A 21,594-nucleotide genomic window follows, 5' to 3' on the forward strand; every position below is an offset into this window, starting at 1 on the left:
GTTTCAAGAGCAAATCGGTTGGTCGACCGGGATGCTTTTGTGGCGAGGGAGCTTGCTCCCGCTCGATTGCGCAGCAATCGCAAAAAGGGTCCGCTGCGCGGCCCAGCGGGAGCAAGCTCCCTCGCCACAAAGGCAATCCTGCAACCCGATTGTTGCCGATCCGATCAGTCGCTCAGCAGACTCAATAATCGCTCACGCGCCACTTCCAACTCGCCGGAATCCGGCTGCGCCGCCGAGACTATCGGCGTGGAGTAGAGAAACAGCAGCATCACTGCCAGACGCATCGCCATGGTGTCCATCCTTATCTGCGAAGGAGTCAATTTGTCAGCGTCAAATTTAAGCACATGGCCAAATGATATTACAGCTGGTTTTTTCCAGAAACGGCGAAGCCTGCGATCTTTTCTCTTGCACCTGGGGGGCAGTGAAGATGAAAAGATCGCAGGCTTCAGTCGTTGCGCGCTATTTCAGTGTTGGGTCTTGTGGTCCAGCGCCGCATAGAAGTTGGCACTTTGTTGCAGGTATTTCTCGGTATAGCTCTGGGTGCGATTTTTCTTGTCGCTGATTTCGACGCTGGCACTGGCGGGCAGCGCCACGGTGGCAGAGATGGCGGAAGCGGCGATCACGGAGAAGAGATTCAGATTCATGGCGGTAGACCTCGGATTCAGTTGGCTGACTTGCCCGGTTGGGCCGTGAAGCAAACTTACGCGCCGAGGCGTCCCGCGTTGAAATGCTTTACATCACTTGCGAATATCAGTCTCGTTGATACAACGGCGCAGGCCCCGAAAAACGGGGCCTGTGGGCTATTGACGGACCATGAACTTCAAATCGCTGGGCGCATCCATCGGCATTTTCTGCACGGTTTTACCCAGCAGGCCGGTCTTCGGATCGCGCTCGATCACCACGATCTGGTTGCTCTTCTGGTTGGCAATCAGCAGGAATCTTCCACTCGGGTCGAGGCTGAATTCCCGTGGATGATCGCCTTCGACCGAGCGCCGCTGCAGCTCTTTGAGCGTACCAGCGGCCGGGTCGATAGCGAACACCAGCACTTCGTTGGTGGTGCCACGGTTGCTGACGTAGAGGAACTTTCCATCCCTGGACGCATGCAGCGCAGCCGCCGCCCTGCCCGGCTGGGGTTTGCCGGCGGCCAGGTCGACCAGTTGACGCTGGGTCAATCGGCCGTCCTGATAGTCGAACACCGCCACTTGCGCGCTCATTTCCATGGTCAGCCAGGCGTGCTTGCCGTCAGCGCTGAACAGCAGGTGACGCGGGCCGCTGCCGGGTGGCAACTGCACGAAGGCTGGATCGGCAGCGGTCAACGGTAGCTCTGGATTGGCCTTGGGGTCGTAGCGGTAGATGAATACCTTGTCCGCCCCCAGGTCGTTGGCGAACACGTACTTGCCATCGGGCGAGGACACTGCGGCGTGGACATGGGCCGACATCTGCCGCTCGGGGTTGACCTTGCTCGGCTGATGACTGCTCAACTGCACCACCGGCGCCAGCTTGCCATCGGCGCCCACCGGCAACACCGCCAGGGTGCCGCCCGGGTCTTCCACCACCGAGTAGTTACTGACCAGCAAATGCCGGCCATCACCGCTGAGGCTGGAATGGGTCGGCTCGTTGCCCAGGGACTGCACCTGATTGATCAGGCTCAGTTCATGGGTCTTCGGGTCAATGGCGTAGCTGCTGACCTTGCCCACCGGGTCTTTCTGGCCCGGCCCGTTTTCATTGACCACGAACAGCCGGGTCATGTCCTTGGAAAGGGTCAGCCACGACGGGTTGTCTGTCTTGATCACTTGCAATGGGTTGGCATCGAGCTGGCCGGTGCGGCTGTCGAATTGCAACCGGTAGATGCCCTGGCTCTGGCCGGCGGTGTAGGAACCCACCAGCAGTTGATGGCGTTCATCGGTGTCTGCCTGGACGCCCATGGCGCCCAGGCTGCCGGCCATCAGCAACGGCCAGAGACTACGCATCTTCATGTTCGTCGTCCTCATCATCGTCGTGGCCGCTGGCCGCTTCCACGCACTCCAGGTGGTGGTCACCCGAATCGCTGGTAATGGTCCATTTGTTCCGGGTTTTATCGAAGGTCGCGGCCTTCATCTGCGCCGGCGTGAAACGCCAATGCTCAAGGGTGCGGCCGTTCATGCATTCGACGTGCAACTGGTCCTGATCATCGAGGAAAAAATCGAAAGCGTGCATATTGTCGATGATCAGCATGTCGCATTTTTGAAGGGCATCCAGCAGGGTCTCGGTAACGGCAGTCATGGTGATCAGTCGGTCGTTGGGAAAGTTGCCATGATAACCCAATGTGGGAGTGGGCCTTGGGCCATAACTTCAGACTCGATGTTGACTGGGCGATTGACTTCGCGAGCAAGCTCTCACATGGGAGCGCATTCCAATGTGAGAGCTTGCTCGCAAAGAGGCCGGTACATTCCACCTCAACGTAACGGCCTGACCGCGATCCTCAGACCGCCTCGCGCCCCGGCACGCCATCCACCAACCGCAGGATCCCCAGCGGGTTGGCGTTCTTCAGCGGTTCCGGCAGCAGGCTGTCGGGATAGTTCTGGAAGCACACCGGGCGCAGGAAACGATCGATCGCCAGGGTCCCCACCGAAGTGCCGCGGGCATCGGACGTCGCCGGGTAAGGCCCACCGTGCACCATCGAATCACACACCTCGACCCCGGTCGGATAACCGTTGAGCAGGATGCGGCCGACCTTCTGTTCCAGCAGCGGCGTCAATTCGCTGAACCGTTCGAAATCCGCCGGCTCGCCGATCATCGTCGCGGTCAACTGGCCGTGCAGACCGTTCAGCGCAGCGGTCAGTTGCGCCTGATCGGCGACTTCGACAAACACCGTGGTCGGGCCGAACACTTCTTCCTGCAACGCCTCGTCACCGTTGATCAGCAGGCTGGCGTCAGCCTTGAACAACTGCGGCTGGGCCTGGTTGCCCTGCTGCTCGCGCCCGGCCAAATGCTCGATACCGGGGTGAGCCAGCAACTTCTGCAGGCCCTTGCCGTAGCTTTGCAGCGTGCCGGCGTTGAGCATGGTCTGGGGCGCCTGGTCGCCGATCAGTGCGGCTACCTGCTGGGTGAAGGCAGTGAACTGCGGCGAACGAATGCCGATCACCAGGCCCGGGTTGGTACAGAACTGACCGCAGCCCTGCACCACCGAAGCGGTCAAGTCGCGCGCGACGCTCTCGGCGCGGTTTTCCAGGGCTTGGGGCAACACGATTACCGGGTTGATGCTCGACATCTCGGCAAACACCGGGATCGGCTGGGGCCGTGCGGCCGCCATGTCGCACAGGGCACGCCCGCCCTTGAGGGAACCGGTGAAACCCACGGCCTGGATCGCTGGATGCTTGACCAGCCACTCGCCAACGCCACCGCCGTAGATCATGTTGAACACACCCGCCGGCATCGCGGTTTTTTCCGCCGCGCGGATGATCGCATCGGCCACGTGCTCGGCGGTCGCCATGTGACCGCTGTGGGCCTTGAACACCACCGGGCAACCGGCGGCCAGGGCCGACGCCGTGTCGCCACCGGCGGTGGAAAACGCCAGGGGGAAGTTACTGGCACCGAACACCGCCACCGGCCCCAGGCCGATGCGGTACTGCCGCAGGTCCGGACGTGGCAACGGCGTGCGTTCCGGCAAGGCGCGGTCGATACGCGCACCGTAGAAATCGCCACGACGCAGAACCTTGGCGAACAGGCGCATCTGGCCGCTGGTGCGACCGCGCTCGCCCTGGATCCGTGCCGCCGGCAGCGCCGTTTCACGGCAGACCACAGCCACGAACGCATCGCCCAAGGCGTCCAGTTCATCGGCAATGGCCTCGAGGAACTCGGCCCGGCGCACCGCGCTCAGGCTCCGGTAGGCCGGATAAGCCGCAGCCGCGGCCTTGGCGGCAGCATCGACTTCTTCGGCCGTGGCCTGGATGAAATCATGGGGCAAGGCTTCGCCGGTGCTGGCGTCGACGCTTTGCAGGCGAGTCTGGCCGGCCGCGCTGCGTGCGCCACCGATGTAGTTGTGGCCAAGGATCTGGTTCATCGCAAGTCTCCTTTTAAAGTGTGCCGATAGTACCCGGGTTGAACACCGCGTCCACCGGGGCAATGCCGTTGACCAGCGGCGCACCGAATTCAGCCTGGCTGATTTCGAACACATCCCCCGGTTGGGTACGGACGCCGTCGGCGAACGACAGGGTCGCGGTGCCGAAGAAGTGAACGTGCACGTCCCCCGGGCGCAGGAACTGACTGTACTTGAAATGGTGGAATTCCAGGTTTTCGAGGCTGTGGCACATGTTCGCCTCGCCGCTGAGGAATTCGTTCTGCCACAGCACTTCGCCATTGCGCAGGATACGACTGGTCCCGGAAAGATGTTGAGGCAGTTCACCGACGCGAAGTTCCGGACCAAAACTGCAGCTGCGCAATTTCGAGTGGGCCAGGTACAGGTAATTCTTGCGTTCCATGACGTGATCGGAGAACTCGTTACCCACTGCGAAGCCCAGGCGATAGGGCTTGCCGTCGTGACCGATGACATACAGGCCGCTGATTTCCGGCTCTTCGCCAGCGTCTTCGGCAAAGGGTGGCAGCGGGAACGGATGGCCCGGACGGACCACAATGCTGCCATCGCCCTTGTAGAACCATTCCGGTTGCACGCCGGCCTGCCCAGCCTGGGGTTTACCGCCCTCCACGCCCCATTTGAAGATGCGCATGGTGTCGGTCATGGCGCTTTCGTCGCCAGCCTGTTGATGCATCTTGTCCCGGGCCGAGGCGCTGCCCAAGTGGGTCAGGCCGGTGCCGCTGACCAGCAGGTGCGCCGGGTCCGGGTGATCCAGCGGAGGCAGGATGCGCAGCTCACTGAGCAACCGGGCATAGTCATGGCCAGCGCCCAGGCCCAGGCTGTTGACCTGCTCTTCAAGCTTCACGCCCGCCTCGATGGCCGCCAGCGCCAGGTCGCGCACGCTACCGGCGCCCTGCACTTCCCGCACCTGGTCGCCGTCGACCACACCGACGCGGCGTTCGCCGTTAGGCAATTCGAACTGAACTAAACGCATGAATTTTCTCCTGTGAAACAAAACATGAATATGCAGTGAACTGTGGGGCCCTCTTGCAAGCTCTTATGGCGAGGGAGCTTGCTCCCGCTCGACTGCGCAGCAGTCGCAAAACAGGCGATTGTGTTTTGCCTGAATAAACTCGGCGCCTGATATTGGGGGGCGCTTCGCACCCCAGCGGGAGCAAGCTCCCTCGCCACAAAAGCTCGCTCCCACAGTGACCTCAGGTACGCGTCGCTCCCCGGGCACTGGCCGCGAACTGATCCGCCGGCAGCACGTGCTTGCGCTCCAGCAACCGATACACCACCCCGGTCAGCACCAGGCCGAACAGCATCACGCAGGACAGGAAATACAGCCCCGAGGCCAGGTTGCCGGTGTACTCCTTCAGCGCACCGATCACAAACGGGCCGATGTAGCCACCCAGGTTGCCCACCGAGTTGATCAGCGCAATACCCGCCGCCGCACTGGCTCCGGCGAAGAAACGGCCAGGCAAGGTCCAGAACACCGCCGTGCAGGAAAACAGCGCGAACGCCACCAGGCACAGCGCCGCCAGTTGCAACACCGGCACCGACAGCCAGGCGCTGAGGAACAGGCCGATGGCGCCCAGCACATAGAGCACGGCCAGATGACCATAGCGGTCGTTCAAGCGGTCTGAACTGCGGGGAATGATCAGCAAACCGATGATGCCGAAGATGTACGGCACCGACGACACGAAACCGGTCACCAGGTCGCTGCCACCGAATTGCTTGATCAGCGTCGGCAGCCACAGTCCCAGGCCGTAGATGCTCAAAGTGACAGGTAGGTAGAACAGCGCCAGCAGCAAGACCCGCTTGTCCTTCAGGGCATGCAGCGGATTGCCGTGGCGGGTCTGGCCGTATTCCTGCAGGTCTTTTTTCAGTTCACCGGTCAGCCAGTCCTTCTCGGCCTGGTCCATCCATTTCACTTGTTGCGGGCCGTCCGGCAAGTAACGCAGCACCGGCCAGGTCAACAGCACCGCCGGCAGGCCGATGACGATGAACAGCCACTGCCAGCCGTGCAGGCCAAGGATGCCGTCCATGCCCAGCAAGCCACCGGACACCGGGCCGGTGATCATCATCGCGATGGGTTGGGACAGAATGAACAGGCCCAGGATCTTGCCGCGATGGCGCACCGGGAACCACTGGGTGATGTAGTACAGCACGCCCGGGAAGAACCCGGCCTCGGCCGCGCCGAGCAAAAAGCGCATCACATAGAAGCTATGCGGGCCTTGTACGAACGCCATGCCGATGGTGATGGCGCCCCACGTGATCATGATCCGGGCGAACCAGCGCCGGGCGCCGTAGCGTTCCAGCATCAGGTTGCTGGGGATCTCCAGCAGGAAATAACCAATGAAAAACAGCCCTGCGCCAAGGCCGTAGGCGGCGTCGCCGATGCCGAGGTCGGCGCCCATGTGCAGCTTGGCAAAGCCCACGGCAGAGCGGTCCACGTAGGCGATCAGGTACAGCAGGATCAGGAAGGGAATCAGTTTCAGCGTGATGCGACGAATAAGCCGCAATTCCTGGCTCATGGGACCGGTCTCCGATTGTTGTTGTTATGGAACCTCGGGGGATTTCTCTCGCGAATGACCGCCAGGACAACCCCTCCGTTGAATCGGACTATATAGTAATACTATTTACCCAACAACACTTCCAAACCGCGTAAATTGCGCTTATGTTACGCTCACGCTAGAACAATATAGTCATACAATAAGAGAATCGATCATGTCTGATAAGAAACCCTCCCTGCGCTCGGCCCAATGGTTTGGCACCGCCGACAAAAACGGCTTCATGTACCGCAGCTGGATGAAAAATCAGGGCATCGCCGACCATCAGTTCCACGGCAAGCCGATCATCGGCATCTGCAACACCTGGTCGGAGCTGACGCCGTGCAACGCGCACTTCCGGCAGATCGCCGAGCACGTCAAGCGCGGCGTGATCGAAGCCGGAGGCTTCCCGGTGGAATTCCCGGTGTTCTCCAACGGCGAATCGAACCTTCGCCCCACCGCCATGCTGACCCGCAACCTGGCGAGCATGGATGTGGAAGAAGCGATTCGCGGCAACCCGATTGACGGCGTCGTGCTGCTCACCGGTTGCGACAAGACCACCCCTGCGTTGCTGATGGGCGCCGCCAGTTGCGACGTCCCGGCCATCGTCGTCACCGGCGGGCCGATGCTCAACGGCAAGCACAAGGGCCAGGACATTGGCTCCGGCACCGTGGTCTGGCAATTGAGCGAGCAGGTCAAGGCCGGCACCATCACCATCGACGACTTCCTCGCGGCCGAGGGCGGCATGTCCCGTTCGGCCGGCACCTGCAACACCATGGGCACCGCCTCGACCATGGCTTGCATGGCCGAAGCCCTCGGCACGTCGCTGCCGCACAACGCGGCCATTCCGGCGGTGGATGCACGGCGTTATGTGCTGGCCCATATGTCCGGCATGCGCGCCGTGGAAATGGTCCGCGAAGACCTCAAGCTGTCGAAGATCCTGACCAAGGAAGCCTTCGAAAACGCCATCCGGGTCAACGCGGCCATCGGCGGCTCCACCAACGCGGTGATCCACCTCAAGGCCATCGCCGGACGCATCGGCGTGCAACTGGACCTGGACGACTGGACCCGCATCGGTCGCGGCATGCCAACCATTGTCGACCTGCAACCGTCCGGACGCTTCCTGATGGAAGAGTTCTACTATGCCGGTGGCCTGCCCGCCGTACTGCGGCGTCTCGACGAAGCCAACCTGATCCCCCACCCGAATGCCCTGACCGTCAACGGCAAGAGCATCGGCGAGAACACCAAGGACGCACCGATCTACGGCCAGGATGAAGTCATCCGCACCCTGGACAACCCGATCCGCGCCGACGGCGGTATCTGCGTGCTGCGCGGCAACCTGGCGCCATTGGGAGCGGTACTCAAGCCGTCCGCCGCCACCGCCGAACTGATGCAACATCGCGGTCGCGCCGTGGTGTTCGAGAACTTCGACGAATACAAGGCCCGGATCAATGACCCGGAACTGGACGTGGACGCCAGCTCGATCCTGGTGATGAAAAACTGCGGGCCCAAGGGTTACCCAGGCATGGCCGAAGTCGGCAACATGGGCTTGCCGGCCAAGCTGCTGGCCCAGGGCGTGACCGACATGGTGCGGATTTCCGATGCGCGGATGAGCGGCACCGCCTACGGCACCGTGGTCTTGCACGTGGCACCGGAAGCCGCCGCCGGCGGGCCCCTGGCGGCGGTGAAGGAAGGTGACTGGATCGAGCTCGATTGCGCCAGCGGGCGTCTGCACCTGGACATCCCGGACGCCGAACTCGCCGCCCGCCTCGTCGACATCGTCCCCCCGCAGCAACTGCTGGTGGGCGGCTACCGCCAGCTGTACATCGACCATGTGTTGCAGGCCGACCAGGGCTGTGACTTCGACTTCCTGGTCGGTTGCCGTGGGGCCGAGGTGCCGCGTCATTCCCACTGACCCCATCCATCCCCCTGTGGGAGCGAGCTTTTGTGGGAGCTGAGCTTGCTCGCGATAGCGGTGTAACAGACAACATCCAAAGTTGGCTATCACACCGACTGTGGCGAGGGAGCTTGCTCCCGCTAGAGTGCGAAGCAGCCCCAAAAGCGGCGGACTTATGCAAAATGATGTGCGGGCTTTCAGACTTTTGGGAGCGCTCCGCACTCCAGCGGGAGCAAGCTCCCTCGCCACAAGGTAACCATGTCCCCGGACCAAACAGGTCACCAGGCCCAAGGGTTTGGCCTGATGAATATCCGCCGCGCCTGCTATCATGCGCAACACTCCCCTCGCACAGGATCGCGCCGCGCCCCATGGATTACCGTAAACCCTCCGACCGCAAGAGCATGCACGCGCGCATCGTCCAGGAACTGGGCATGCAGATCGTTTCCGGGCGCTTCAAGCCGGACGATAAACTGCCCGCCGAAGCCTTGTTGTGCGAAGAGTATGCGGTCAGCCGCCCGGTGCTGCGCGAAGCCACGCGCGTGCTGGTCGCCAAGGGCCTGGTGTATTCGCGACCGCGGGTGGGCACGGTGGTCAAGGCCCGGCGGGAGTGGCATATGCTCGATCCGGATGTGCTGCATTGGCTGATGCAGAGCAGCCCGCAGAATGAATTCTTCAACCTGCTGACCAGCGTGCGCAGCATCATCGAGCCGGCCGCCGCGGCCCTCGCCGCACAGTTCGCCAACGAGGACGACATCGCTTCCATCCGCGAGGCCTACCAGCGCATGGAAGCGGCACCGACCCCCGAGGCCGTGCTCCAGCCGGACCTGGACTTCCACAGCCGCATCGCCGACGCCACCCACAACGACCTGCTCGCCAACCTGTGCAACATGTTGTCGGTCGCCATCGCCGAAGCGCTCAAGCATTCCAACCAGCGGCCTAACCTCCATGAGCTGGCGATGCCACGGCACAAGGCGATCCTCACCGCCATCGAGAACCGCGATGCCCTCGGTGCGCGCCATGCCACCCTGGTGCAACTGGACGATGCCCGCAGTGCCCTGAATGTGGTGTTGGGCGCCGATCCTTCCTGATATCTAGCCCGGCCCATCCGTGGCCTGGCACACATTCCAGCCGCCGCGGCGGTATCTATATACCGCCCGCGCGAGCCCAGGGGTCGATACTTTTCCGGCGTCATTTCCAACGCCCCATGAAAAGGATTTCCCATGACCTCACCCTCCCCGGCTGACAGTCCCTCTGCGCTTGCACAAAGCGTCAGCCTGCAATTTTCCAGTCGTCCGACCTTCGAGCAGTTCGCACAACGCATGCTTGAACAAGCCATCCAGGAAAAGTACCCCACACTGGTCTTCGATCTTTCCAAGACTCGGCTGGCGACGCCCGATCCGGCCTCTCGCGGCTACTTGCTTGAACCCTTCATGCCTCGCGTCCTCGATTACCTGGCGCTGGGCACCCCCGTTGAATTCAAGGATCGCAACGGGCGTCGCAGTTTCCTGTCCGACTCGCCACCGCGCCTTCTTGCGCCAGATGACGGGAAACTGGAGATGAAGGTCATTGAAAAGCTGCTGCTCGAATTGCCCTGGACCGTACCCATCGGACTGGAGGACGCGCTGACCCGCTATTGGAACGCCAACATCGACACCGGCCCGCAGGACGACAAGCAGGACGGCACCAGCCGTTGGCAGTGGCTCAGCGAGGTACTGCGCAACCTTGCGCAGATCCGCAGCCTGCAACAACAGGACCTCACTGGGCAGGCCCGGGAAGCCCTGGGCCAGATTGTCCAATGGCCCGATCGGGAACAACGCTTTCGGCGCCACGGCCAATCGGCCGTCTATGCCTACAGCCTGGAGACCCGACTCACTCGGGACGGCTCCAGCAGTCTGTTGACCAGCAGCGACATCCTGTTGATCCAGTGCAAGAACAACGCGACGCTCTGGCTGCTTTGCAGCCCTGCGGGTGCGGTCCAGGTCTTTGACTCCCTGGAAGCGTTCACTCAGCACTGGGGCACGCTGATCGCCAGCCAGTACATCGTCGACAGCGTCACCTGCCAGCGTAACGAGATCAGTGGCAATGCCTTCGAGACCCAGGCGGCCCTGATCCTGGAGCAGCAACTGGCCGACCTGCAGGCCGTGCAGTTGCCCGCGCGCATTGGCCTGCCCGACCTCCAGGCGCTCTATAACGAGTTGAGCGACCCTGCCCGCTATCTGCTCGATGCACCGCGTCCGATGCCGGTAACGTCGGCGCGGATCGCGCCCCTGATCCCTGACTGGTTGAAGCAGGCGTCGGTCCTCGACAGGACGAAAATCCAGCAATACAGCCTCGCCTTGGCCAGCGCCAAGAAACGCAACCAGGGACGCACCTTTCTCAGCGGCATCCAGGACATCAGGGCCTTTGCCGCCGACGCCTTGCTCAAGTGCATGGGACAAGCCAACGACAGCAGTCCGGCGAAGGCGCAAGCCAACCAATACCAGCCCGACGATGTGGAACTGACCTTCAGCGCGGCGGCGGGCTATCCCGGAACCATCGGCATCGTCGAAAAAAGAACGATGAGCCTGACCGAACTGGCGATCAACAACCTCGTCGCCCGACCTGGCGTGGATCCGGTGCTCAGCCATCGCCGGGGCCTGGCGCTGCCGGTGTGGCTGACGGCGGACTTCATCACCCGCAAGGGCGGCTTGATCGAACAGGTGGACATCGGCACGAGCTACCCACGCTACCTGCAACAAAACCTGCTGGACGGTGGGCCTCGAACCCAGGAGCGCCAACGCATGTTTGCCGATGAGATGCCCGCCCAACTGCCGCTGGATGCCCTCAAGCAGCTGCTCAACCAGGAAAACGGCATGACCCGCCAAGGCCTGGCGCTGATCGAAGCCCTCCTCAAGCCCGACGCCGATGAGCAGCGGGTCGCAGGCCGCCCCGTCGTCATTCGCCACCTGGCGTTCCTGCGCAAGCCCGAAGCCCACCCCGATACCGTGACGAACATGTTCATCATCGAACCGGAGGACGTCGCGACGGGCCCGCATGTGCTGTACCGCCCGCTCTATACACCTTCGCTGCAGCAATACCCGACGCGCCAAGCCTTGCTGCAAGCCATCGTCGCCCCCGGAGACCTGCAGCAGAGCGTCCTGGCCTGGATGTCCGACGCCGCCCGCCCGATCTATGCCAATGGCGGCTTCCAGGAGCCCCATATCGTGCGCTTCTACCAGGGCGATGAATTCAGCCTGCCTGAGAAGCCAGCCCCGGCCACCCTGGCGGTCGACAGTGTCAACGACGAGTTGCGGCAGTTCCTGCGCAACGGCGAGCTGATGCAATACCTCTATGGCAGCAACGCGCGGGCCCTGGTCACCCAGGCCGACCGGGATTCGGTTTCCAACAGCGAAAGTCGCTGGGCCGTTCTGCTGCATGGCGGCAGCCTGCTGTTCAACACGCTGCTCTTGCCCTTGCTACGCGGCCCAGCCATGGCCACGGCCTGGCTATGGAACCTGATGGCCAGCGCCAGTCAGGACATTCCGGCGCTAAGCAGCGAAGACGCGGTGACGCGAGAACTCGCCGCCGTCGATCTGCTGCTCAACCTCGGCATGCTGCTGCTTCAATTTCCCTCCATCAGTGCGCCGCCTCGTGCCCCCTTGCCCGAAATGCTCAAGGAACAGGCGATGCGCCCTCCCGCGCCGCGCATCATCCCGGAGCAGTGGCCCACACCCGCGCCGCCGAACATTCATGAAGGGTCGGTGGCCTTGCCAGGGGAACGCTTCGGGGACAGCGGCGCAAACCTTGACCTCAGTTTCGCCAGCGCCCGCCGCCGGCTGACAGCGGAGCAACTCGCCCGCCTGCAGCGCTTTCAGGTAAGCCTCCCGGCGTCCCTGCCCGAGCCGACAAAATACGGCCCCTACACGGGCCTGTACGTCATTCGAAACACCTGGCACGCCCTGGTGGATGGAAAAATGTATCAGGTGACCCCTGAATCGGACGGCAGCGCGATCATCGTCAACCCGCTCGCCCCGCGGGATCCGGCCCAGAACGGTCCCGTATTGCAAGCGGATGCCCGCGGCAACTGGTCCATCGACCTGCGTCTGCGCCTGCGTGGAGGCATGCCGCCCAAGCGCCTGGCCAAACTGCGGGACATCAAGACCCAACGCGCGGCCGAACTGAGCGAGCTTCTGAAGAATTACTACAAGGGCGAGGCCGATGAGCAACGCGCCCTCGACACTGCCCAGGAAGTCATGACCAGGACCCAGGCAGGCAACTTTACCGAGGCGCAACGCGCGGACAAGCGGGCGCGGTTCTACAAGCTCCTTGAGAAGCAGACTGACACTTATCTGAAGCTGCTGGACAACGTCACCGAATATGCCAGCCACGACATGCAATTACCCCCCGGCATCATTCGGGCCTTGATGGAGAACGTGGTCAACAACGCCCGCAAGGGCTTCTTGATCAACGAATTCGAGCTGACGGCGCTGGATGCCGCCTATGGCCAATTCACGCAAGATTATTCGACCCTGCAAGCGAATGTCGCTGGCAACGTTCTCGACTATTTCAACTACCTTGACGCCTTGAGTGACATCAACGATCGCTCGATCTATTGGCTGGAACTCAGGGATCGTTACCTGGAAGCGCTGTTGAACCTGGGTGCCGCCGGCGCGCAAGTGTTCGAACGCCTGACCCGGGACCGTCCATTGGGTGAACGAACGCCATTGGCTACCAAGGCCCTGCAACTGCCTACGCTGGCGTCACTGATATTCAAGGATCCCGACTCCAATCTTCCCGAGAACCTGCACAGCGTCACCAAGCTGTTGATGGAACAGGCGCGCTCCCAATCCGACCTGAGCACCTACGAGCTGACCCCATCGGAACAAATCGAGGTCCTGGAAAGCCTGGTCGAACACTATGGCGCGGCACTCGATGCCATGCAGGGCATGAAAGCCCTCAATGCCGCTGACATGGACACGTCCTATTTCGGCAGGCTGTTCAGGCTGGTCGAGGGTCTTTATGAAGAGGCGTCCACGAAACTGGCCGCCGAGATCAAGCCCGAGCCGCAGCCGCGCAAACGCCCGCCGAAACGCAGCCGGACAGCGGCCGGACGCCCGCAGAAAAAGGTGATCAAGACGCGCAAGAGCGGCGTGTTGATCGGTGACTTGAAGCCGGCAGGCACGTCGCTGCCGATCGAGGTCGTCGAGCTGCGCTCAGAAGTCGACGACAGGTTGCTCGCCACTTACTCGCAACACGACGACGTCTGGGACCTCGTCGAGGTCCAACGACCGGCCCCGGCACCCCGCACACGCTCGGTCAAAGCGATCAAGGCCGATGCACGAAAGCTGCTCGGGCAACTGGACAACAGTCTGGCGAACGCCGAGCGCTATAAAACCCAGTGTCGCTTCCCTCAAGAAATCGAGGAAATCCTGAGCAATGAGGCGAGTCGCTACCGCAAACTGTCCGAAGAACTCGAAAGAGCCTTCACGGCCTCGAAAAACCCGCGCACCGCAGCCGATCAGACACTGACCGAGCAGCTGTCAAACGCTGTTTCGCGTCTGACCACCCGAGGCAGTGAACTGCGCACCGAATTGAGTCTGAAACTGCCTCCCACCGACAGCAACCTTCGCTACCTGTTCGAGAAAAACCTGGTGCAAGTCGCGAGGCTCGGCGAACGCATAGCCTTGAAAGGAGAGCGCAAGGATTTCCTCCAGGAGTACGCCATCAATGACCGGGACGGTTGGCCGCTCTGGTACGCGCATTTTCATTACGAAACCGCCGACACACCAAAGGCCGACTTTAGCGTGGCGCATTTGAAAACCAAGGAACAGCGCAAGGAGCACTACCATTCAATGCTGGCCAAGGCTAAAAGCCCTTACGCGGTGGTGAATGTGCATCGAGGACAGATCGGCAGGCCGTTGGCACAAAGCAAATTTTTGCCGTTGGCGCCTTGATCGCGGTGAAAGGGCAAGACGCTGCTCACGTGAGACCAGTGGCTCGAACTGCCTGACTCACCCAGCCCATCGCCAAACACAAACCCCGTGGCGAGGGAGCTTGCTCCCGCTGGGCTGCGCAGCAGCCCAAAAAGCCTGGAAGCATTCAGCCCGTTACACCGAGGCGCCTGGTTTGGGGGCTGCTTCGCAGCCCAGCGGGGATAAATCCCCTCGCCACAGGATCGGGGTTGGTAATAGCTGCTTGAACTACCTGACTCACCCAGCCCATCGCCAAACACAAACCCCGTGGCGAGGGAGCTTGCTCCCGCTGGGCTGCGCAGCAGCCCCAAAAAGCCTGGAAGCATTCAGCCCGTTACACCGAGGCGCCTGGTTTGGGGGCTGCTTCGCAGCCCAGCGGGAGCAAGCTCCCTCGCCACATGAGCCCGAACTGAGGACTTCTTGTGGCGAGGGGATTTATCCCCGTTGGGCTGCGCAGCAGCCCCAAAAAGGTTGGATGCGATCAGCCAGTTATACCGAGGTGCCTGGTTTGGGGGCTGCTTCGCAGCCCAGCGGGAGCAAGCTCCCTCGCCACAGATCATTCCAAGCCCCTTGAGCGGATAGTCTCAAGGTTGCAGCATTGCCATTCAGCCGGCAGTCAGTGCGCAAACAACGAATTGCCCTTCTGCCCCGCCAGTTTCTCCGGCTTGATCAGGAAGCGTGCCAGCGCCGGCAGCAGCCACAGTGCACCGAACATGTTCCACAGCAACATGAACGTCAGCATCAACCCCATGTCCGCCTGGAACTTGATGGCCGAGAAGATCCAGGTGCACACACCGATGGCCAGGCACAAACCGGTGAACAGCACCGCCTTGCCGGTGGATTTCAGTGTCTGGTAGTAAGCCTCCTGCAACGGCAACCCGGCCCGCAGGAAACTTTCCAGGCGGCTGTAGATGTAGATGCCGTAGTCCACGCCGATGCCCACGCCCAGTGCCACCACTGGCAAGGTCGCGACCTTCACGCCGATGCCCATGAATGCCATCAGGGCGTTGCCCAGCACCGAGGTCAGCACCAGCGGCAGCACGATGCACAACGTCGCCGCCCAGGAACGGAAGGTGATCATGCACATGGTCGCCACGCAGATGTACACCAGGACCAAGATGGTCAGTTCCGACGCCTTGATCACTTCATTGGTGGCCGCTTCAATACCCGCGTTACCGGCGGCAAGGATGAACTCCAGGCCGTCGCGGTTGTTTTCCTTGGCGAAGTCCTGCACCGCCTTCACCGCCCGGTCCAACGTCTCGGCCTTGTGGTCGTTGAGGAACACCAGCACCGGCGCCAGGGAGCAGCTGTTGTTGTACAGGCCATCGGCCCGGGCAATGGAGTTGTTCAGCACGTCAGGGTTGCGCGACAAGGTCTCCCATTTCAGGTTGCCCTCGTTCATGCCCTTGATCATTTGCTTGGACACGGTCACCAGGGAAATCGCCGACTGCACGCCCTCGGTGTTCTGCATCTTCCACATCAGCTCATCGATGGGGGCCATGGCTTCATAGCGCGAGCAGCCTTCGGCCTTGGTCTTGACCATCACCACCAGTACGTCGGAGCTGGTGGAGTAATTGCTGATGATGAAGTTGTTGTCCTGGTTGTAGCGCGAGTCCGGACGCAGTTCCGGCGCCCCCTGGTCCAGGTCGCCGATCTTCAGGTTCTGGCTGTACCAGAGGCCACCGCCAAAGGCGATCACGGCCAGGGCAATGGACACCGGGGCGACTTTGGCGCTGGCGAAATTCGACAACAGGCGCCAGAACGGATGCTCACGGGTCGCGTCTTTCTTGCTGCGCTCGACCGCACGCTTGCTGATGCCGGCGTAGGAGATCGCCACCGGCAGCAGGATCAGGTTGGTGAACACAATCACCGCCACGCCGATAGAGGCGCCAATGGCCAGTTCGCGGATCACGCCGATGTCGATGATCAGCAAGGTGATGAAGCCGACGGCGTCCGCCAGGATCGCGATCATTCCCGGCAGGAACAATTGCCGGAAGGTGCGCCGCGCCGCTGTCAGGGCGTTGTCCGCCTCGCTGGACTGCAAGGCGATGCCGTTGATTTTCTGCACACCATGGGAAATGCCGATGGCGAAGATCAGGAACGGCACCAACATCGAGTACGGATCGAGGCCGAAACCGGCCGCATGCATCAGCCCCAGTTGCCAGACCACGGCCACCAGGGTGGTGGTCAACACCGCAACGGTACTGCGCATGCAGTTGGTGAACCAGTAAAGCAGGATCAGGGTGATGACGAAGGCCACGCCGAAGAACAGCACCACCATGACCAGGCCGTCGATCAGGTCGCCGACTTTCTTGGCGAAACCGACGATATGGATCTGCACGTTGGGGTTCTGGGCTTCGAACTTGTTGCGGATCTTGTCTTCAAGCTCGTGGGAAAATTTCCGGTAGTCGAGGGCGAGCAATTTGCCTTGGTCCTGCGGGTCGGGATAGGACTCCAGCAGCGGGATATCGATGATGCTCGACTTGAAATCGTTGGCCACCAGGCGCCCGACCTGGCCGGACTTGAGCACATTGTTGCGCAGCAGGTCGAGGCTGTCGGCCGAACCGTTATAGCTCTGGGGAATCACCTCACCGCCAGCGAAGCCCTCCTCCGTCACTTCGGTCCAGCGCACGCTCGGGCTCCACAACGACTTCAGTCCAGAACGGTCGACGCCGGAGATGTAGAAGACTTCGTCATGGATCTGGCGCAGGGTCTCCATGTATTCCTTGGAGAAAATATCGCCGTTGGTGGCCTCCACGGAAATGCGCACCGTGTTGCCCAGGTTCGCTAGGTCATTGCGGTGCTCGAGCATCTTCTGGATGAAGGGGTGCTCGAGGGGGATCATTTTTTCGAAACTGGTGGACGGCCGAATCAGCGTGGCCTGCCAAAACAGGAAAATGCTGACCAGCAGGCAAATGATGATCACTGCCGGGCGGTTGTTGAAAATCAGGCGCTCGAGGAACGTCGCCTTGTCTTGGTGATGACTGCTCATGGGGTCCGCCTTCTTGTTTTTGTGCCCGTCTTGCAGGCGTGACTCATTTGCTCAGTTCGGCGCCGGTGGACGTGGTGGCGCGTACGCCGCCTTGCCCCGCCAGGATCAGGTTGCCGTTGCCGGCGGTCGTGACGGCTGCCACGGAAATTCGATCCGGGCGATTGAACACGCTGAAGGTCTCGCCGTCGTCGGTACTGCGCACGACGCTGCCGCCGTTGCCGACAATCACGATGGAACCGTCCGCCAGCAGCGTGGCGCCTGACAGGCCGAACTCCAGGGCACCGCGCGCGGCCTTGAGCTCGATCTGATCCCAAGTGCCGCCGAAATCAGTGGAACGATAAAGGTTGCCGCGCAAGCCATAGGCCAGCAGCGTCGAAGGCTGGGCGGTGCCGATGACCCCGAACAGCGAGCCTTCATAAGGGCCTTCGACCTTTTCCCAGGTCTGGCCCCAGTCGGCGGAACGGAACATGCTGCCAGCCTCGCCGACAATGAACAGCCCGGCATCTTTCACGGCGGCTATCGCATTGAGGTGGAACTGGTCTTCGTTTTCGAGGCGGTCGCTGGCGTCTTCCCAGTGCTTGCCGCCGTCGGTGGTTTCCAGCAATGCGCCGTAGGCACCCACGGCGAAACCGTTGCTGGCATCCTTGAACCAGACGTCCAGCAGCGGTGCTTCGCGGGTAAGGTCTTCGAATTGCTTGGTCCAGGTGCTGCCACCGTCATCGCTGGCGAGGATCTGCGCGTCGTGCCCCACGGCCCAGCCGTGTTTGTCATCGACGAAAAATACCGCCGTGAGCAGTTGACGAGTCGGCACCTTGGCCTGGGTCCAGGACTTGCCCTGGTCGTCTGAATAGACAATGTGCCCCCGATCACCGACCGCCACCAGGCGCTGGCCGGCGTGGACCACATCGAGCATCAGGGTTTTGCTGGCCTTGGCCGATTCGACGGAATAGATGACATCGGACGTCGACGCCGCAACAGCCATCACCGGTGCCGACAACACCGCAGAGCCCAGCAGCGAGAGCGCCGAAGCCAGCAACGCCACTCTGCGCAGCATCGGCGGCCGGCTGCGGCCCACAGCCATGACAGGCTCATTCATAGACCTTTCCCCCATTATTATTGTTAGGTCATTCAACCTTTCAGGGCGCCGTAAGCAGGCTCTGGAAGGTTGCCAGTCCTGGAGCATAGTCCTGAAACCTGCAATCTAGAGCCACTTCGGAAGCTGACCTATCCTATCGGGCTTTCGAAAGGTCTGACAATCGACGCCGCGTTATCTTTTGTTAACCAGGGGGATATAGGCCAACGGCGAATAAGAAGACATTCGTGAGGGTGATGAATGTGGCGAGGGAGCTTGCTCCCGCTGGAGGCCGAAGGACTCCCTGAGCTTGGTCCACCCGCCATTCGCAGCAAAAGTGAACCAGGATCAGGCCTGCTTCGCAGGCCAGCGGGAGCAAGCTCCCTCGCCACAAAGGTAAGGCAGTGCCGGTTTACGCCAGGCTCTTGCTCACCACTTCGAACACATCGGCCGACAGCCCGCCGGACGCCAGGATGCGTTCCAGTTCGCCTTTCATCAACGCCTGGCGGGCGCTGTCGTATTTGCGCCAGCGGGTCAACGGTGCCAGTTGCCGCGAAGCGATTTGCGGGTTGAGGCCATTGAGCTGAATGACCAGGTCCGCCAGGAAGCGATAACCCGAACCGTCGGCGGCGTGGAAGTTGATCAGGTTCTGCCCGGCAAACGCGCCGACCAGCGCCCGCACCTTGTTCGGGTTCTTGATATTGAACGCCGGGTGCTCCATCAAGGCCTTGACCCGCGCCAGGCCACCGGGCAATGGGCTGCCGGCCTGGACGCTGAACCACTGGTCCATGACCAGCGGATTGCCCTTGAAGTTTTCCGCAAAGACTTCCAGGGCCTTGGCCTTCTCGGCTTCGAATGGCGAGTTGACCAGCACCGCCAGCGCAGTCAGGCGCTCGGTCATGTTGTCGGCGGTGTCGAACTGCTCCAAAGTCGCACTCAGCACCTCAGGCTTGCCGGTGAGCATCAGGTACGACAGCGCGATGTTCTGCAACGCGCGACGGGCGAAATGCTCGGCCTCAGCCACGTAAGGCGTTTTCTTCGACAGGTCGCGGTTGGCTGCGTAACGCAGCCACAGGGCTTCAAACAGGTTCTCGGCCAACTGCTGACGGGCGAAGTCACGGGCGGCATGGATCGCCTCGACGTCAGCCACTTCGCTAATTTCCGTCAGGTAGGCTTCGCTTGGTAGCGAGAGCATTTCGGCGACCATGGCCTGGTCCAGGGATTCGTCCGACAGCACGCTGCGCAGTGCACTGACCAGACGTGGATCCAGTGCCAGGCTGGCACCCTGCTGATGCTGGGCAATCAATTCCTGCAACACCTGCACCGACAACTGCTGGCCGGCATCCCAGCGGTTGAAGCCGTCGCTGTCGTGCTGCATGAGGAACATCAACTGGTCGCGGTTGTACGGGAAGCTCAGCTTCACTGGCGCCGAGAAACCACGCAGCAACGAAGGCAGCGGCTGTTCGGCGACATCGAGGAAAGTGAAGGTCTGCTGGGCTTCGGTCACCGAGATCACTCGGGACGTGCCGTCTGCCGCGGCTTCACCGACCAGGCGCAGAGGGATTTCAGCCCCCTTGCTGTCCAGCAGGCCAAGCTCCACGGGAATCACGAACGGCAGCTTTTCCATCTTGTCCGGGGTCGGCGGGCAACTCTGGCTGAAGGTCAGGCTGTAGGTCTTGGCGGCGGCGTCATAAGACTCGCTCACCGCCAGCCGTGGTGTACCGGCCTGGCTGTACCAGCGCTTGAACTGGGCCAGGTCGACGCCGTTGGCATCTTCCATGGCCTTGATGAAGTCGTCACAGGTCACGGCCTGGCCGTCGTGGCGTTCGAAGTACAGGTCACTGCCCTTGCGGAAACCTTCAGGCCCCAACAGGGTGTGGATCATGCCAACCACTTCCGAGCCCTTTTCGTACACGGTCAGGGTGTAGAAGTTGGAAATTTCGATAAAACTGTCCGGACGCACCGGGTGGGCCATGGGACCGGCGTCTTCGGCGAACTGGTGGGTGCGCAGGTATGCCACGTCCTGGATGCGCTTGACCGTGGCAGAGTTCATGTCGGCCGAGAACCCGGCGTCGCGGAACACCGTGAAGCCTTCCTTGAGCGACAGTTGGAACCAGTCGCGGCAGGTCACGCGGTTGCCCGACCAGTTGTGGAAATATTCGTGGGCCACGATCGCCTCGACCCGCTGGTGCGCAGCATCGGTGGCGGTTTCGGCGCGGGCCAGCACGGCGCTGGAGTTGAAGATATTGAGGCCCTTGTTCTCCATGGCGCCCATGTTGAAGTCGTTGACCGCGACAATCATAAAGATGTCCAGATCGTACTCACGCCCGTATACCTCTTCGTCCCAGCGCATCGACTTCTTCAGGCTGGTCATGGCGTGCTGGCATTTGTCGATGTTTTCCGGCTCGACATAGATACGCAGCGCCACGGTGCGCTCGCTCAGGGTGGTGAAGGTGTCCTCGACGCACCACAGGTCGCCGGCCACCAGGGCAAACAGGTAGGCCGGCTTCTTGAACGGGTCTTCCCAGGTCGCCCAGTGCCGACCGTCTTCGCCCGGGCCGCTGGCAATCGGGTTGCCGTTGGACAGCAGCACCGGATAGCTGTGCTGCTCGGCCACCACGGTGGTGGTGAACTTGCTCATCACATCCGGGCGGTCCAGGTAATAGGTGATCTTGCGGAAACCCTCGGCCTCGCACTGGGTGCAGAACATGCTGCCGGATTTGTACAAACCTTCCAGGGCGGTGTTGGTTTCCGGGTGGATCCGGACGGAGGTGTCGACCGTGAAGGCCTGGGCCTTGGGGTGCAGGGTCAGGTGGCTGTCGTCCAACTGATAGTCGCCCTGCCCCAGGTCGGCGTCGTCGAGCTTGAGCGAGAGCAGTTCCAGGTGCTGGCCATCAAGCACCAGCGGCGGCAGCCCGGCACCACGCTCGGGGTTGCGGCGCATCACCAGTTGCGCATGGACCAGGCTGTGGTCCTCGAACAACTCGAAGGTCAGGTGCGTCTCATCGATCAGGTATTCAGGGGCCTGATAGTCCTTCAGGTAAATCATCTTCGGCTGTTCGGTGCGCATGGGTCG

At 61.8% G+C, this 21,594-nt stretch carries 13 protein-coding genes; 3 read left to right on the plus strand and 10 right to left on the minus strand.

All coding sequences use genetic code 11. The features are described from left to right. Positions 1-164 precede the first annotated feature (164 nt). The 7 genes from BLU76_RS31995 to BLU76_RS24245 all read right to left on the minus strand — a co-directional run bounded on the left by BLU76_RS31995 (position 165) and on the right by BLU76_RS24245 (position 6,591). On the minus strand, positions 165-290 hold the full coding sequence (locus BLU76_RS31995) for a hypothetical protein (RefSeq protein ID WP_003180680.1): 126 nt from the start codon (positions 288-290) through the stop codon (positions 165-167). A 174-nt stretch (positions 291-464) separates the two neighbouring features. Continuing rightward, entirely contained in the window at positions 465-644 is a 180-nt protein-coding gene (locus BLU76_RS24220; RefSeq protein ID WP_003202673.1) for a hypothetical protein, read from the minus strand. A gap of 156 nt (positions 645-800) precedes the next feature. Continuing rightward, positions 801-1,976: a lactonase family protein gene (locus tag BLU76_RS24225; protein ID WP_063320758.1), complete on the minus strand. Its 1,176-nt coding sequence runs from the start codon at positions 1,974-1,976 to the stop codon at positions 801-803. Beyond that, a complete protein-coding gene (locus tag BLU76_RS24230; protein WP_170862102.1) occupies positions 1,963-2,262 on the minus strand; it encodes a DUF5629 family protein in 300 nt (99 codons plus the stop codon). Before BLU76_RS24230 ends, BLU76_RS24225 begins: the two co-directional genes overlap by 14 nt. 199 nt (positions 2,263-2,461) lie before the next feature. Further along, positions 2,462-4,042: an aldehyde dehydrogenase (NADP(+)) gene (locus BLU76_RS24235; RefSeq protein ID WP_092145919.1), complete on the minus strand. Its 1,581-nt coding sequence runs from the start codon at positions 4,040-4,042 to the stop codon at positions 2,462-2,464. Positions 4,043-4,055: 13 nt separating this feature from the next. After that, on the minus strand, positions 4,056-5,048 hold the full coding sequence (araD1, locus tag BLU76_RS24240) for an AraD1 family protein (RefSeq protein ID WP_092224778.1): 993 nt from the start codon (positions 5,046-5,048) through the stop codon (positions 4,056-4,058). Positions 5,049-5,268: 220 nt separating this feature from the next. Continuing rightward, complete coding sequence (locus BLU76_RS24245) at positions 5,269-6,591, minus strand: MFS transporter (protein ID WP_092145923.1); 1,323 nt, start codon at positions 6,589-6,591, stop codon at positions 5,269-5,271. A 193-nt stretch (positions 6,592-6,784) separates the two neighbouring features. Here BLU76_RS24245 and BLU76_RS24250 point away from each other — a divergent pair, with 193 nt between their 5' ends. The 3 genes from BLU76_RS24250 to BLU76_RS24260 all read left to right on the plus strand — a co-directional run bounded on the left by BLU76_RS24250 (position 6,785) and on the right by BLU76_RS24260 (position 14,436). Then, positions 6,785-8,521, plus strand: a complete 1,737-nt coding sequence (locus BLU76_RS24250) for an IlvD/Edd family dehydratase (RefSeq protein WP_092224780.1) — start codon at positions 6,785-6,787, stop codon at positions 8,519-8,521. 350 nt (positions 8,522-8,871) lie between these two features. Further along, entirely contained in the window at positions 8,872-9,591 is a 720-nt protein-coding gene (locus BLU76_RS24255; protein WP_092224782.1) for a FadR/GntR family transcriptional regulator, read from the plus strand. Between the two features lie 132 nt (positions 9,592-9,723). Further along, complete coding sequence (locus BLU76_RS24260) at positions 9,724-14,436, plus strand: dermonecrotic toxin domain-containing protein (protein WP_092224783.1); 4,713 nt, start codon at positions 9,724-9,726, stop codon at positions 14,434-14,436. A gap of 634 nt (positions 14,437-15,070) precedes the next feature. Here the strand turns inward: BLU76_RS24260 and BLU76_RS24265 are convergent. The 3 genes from BLU76_RS24265 to pepN form a co-directional block, all read right to left on the minus strand. After that, positions 15,071-17,446: an efflux RND transporter permease subunit gene (locus BLU76_RS24265; protein ID WP_063320751.1), complete on the minus strand. Its 2,376-nt coding sequence runs from the start codon at positions 17,444-17,446 to the stop codon at positions 15,071-15,073. Between the two features lie 43 nt (positions 17,447-17,489). Beyond that, the gene (locus BLU76_RS24270; protein ID WP_092145929.1) at positions 17,490-18,542 is read right to left on the minus strand and encodes a WD40/YVTN/BNR-like repeat-containing protein; all 1,053 of its coding nucleotides are present in this window, start codon (positions 18,540-18,542) and stop codon (positions 17,490-17,492) included. Positions 18,543-18,930: 388 nt separating this feature from the next. Further along, positions 18,931-21,588, minus strand: a complete 2,658-nt coding sequence (gene pepN, locus BLU76_RS24275) for an aminopeptidase N (protein ID WP_092224785.1) — start codon at positions 21,586-21,588, stop codon at positions 18,931-18,933. Positions 21,589-21,594: the final 6 nt, after the last annotated feature.

The organism is Pseudomonas sp. NFACC08-1, assembly GCF_900106735.1.
Classification (GTDB): domain Bacteria; phylum Pseudomonadota; class Gammaproteobacteria; order Pseudomonadales; family Pseudomonadaceae; genus Aquipseudomonas; species Aquipseudomonas fluorescens_Q.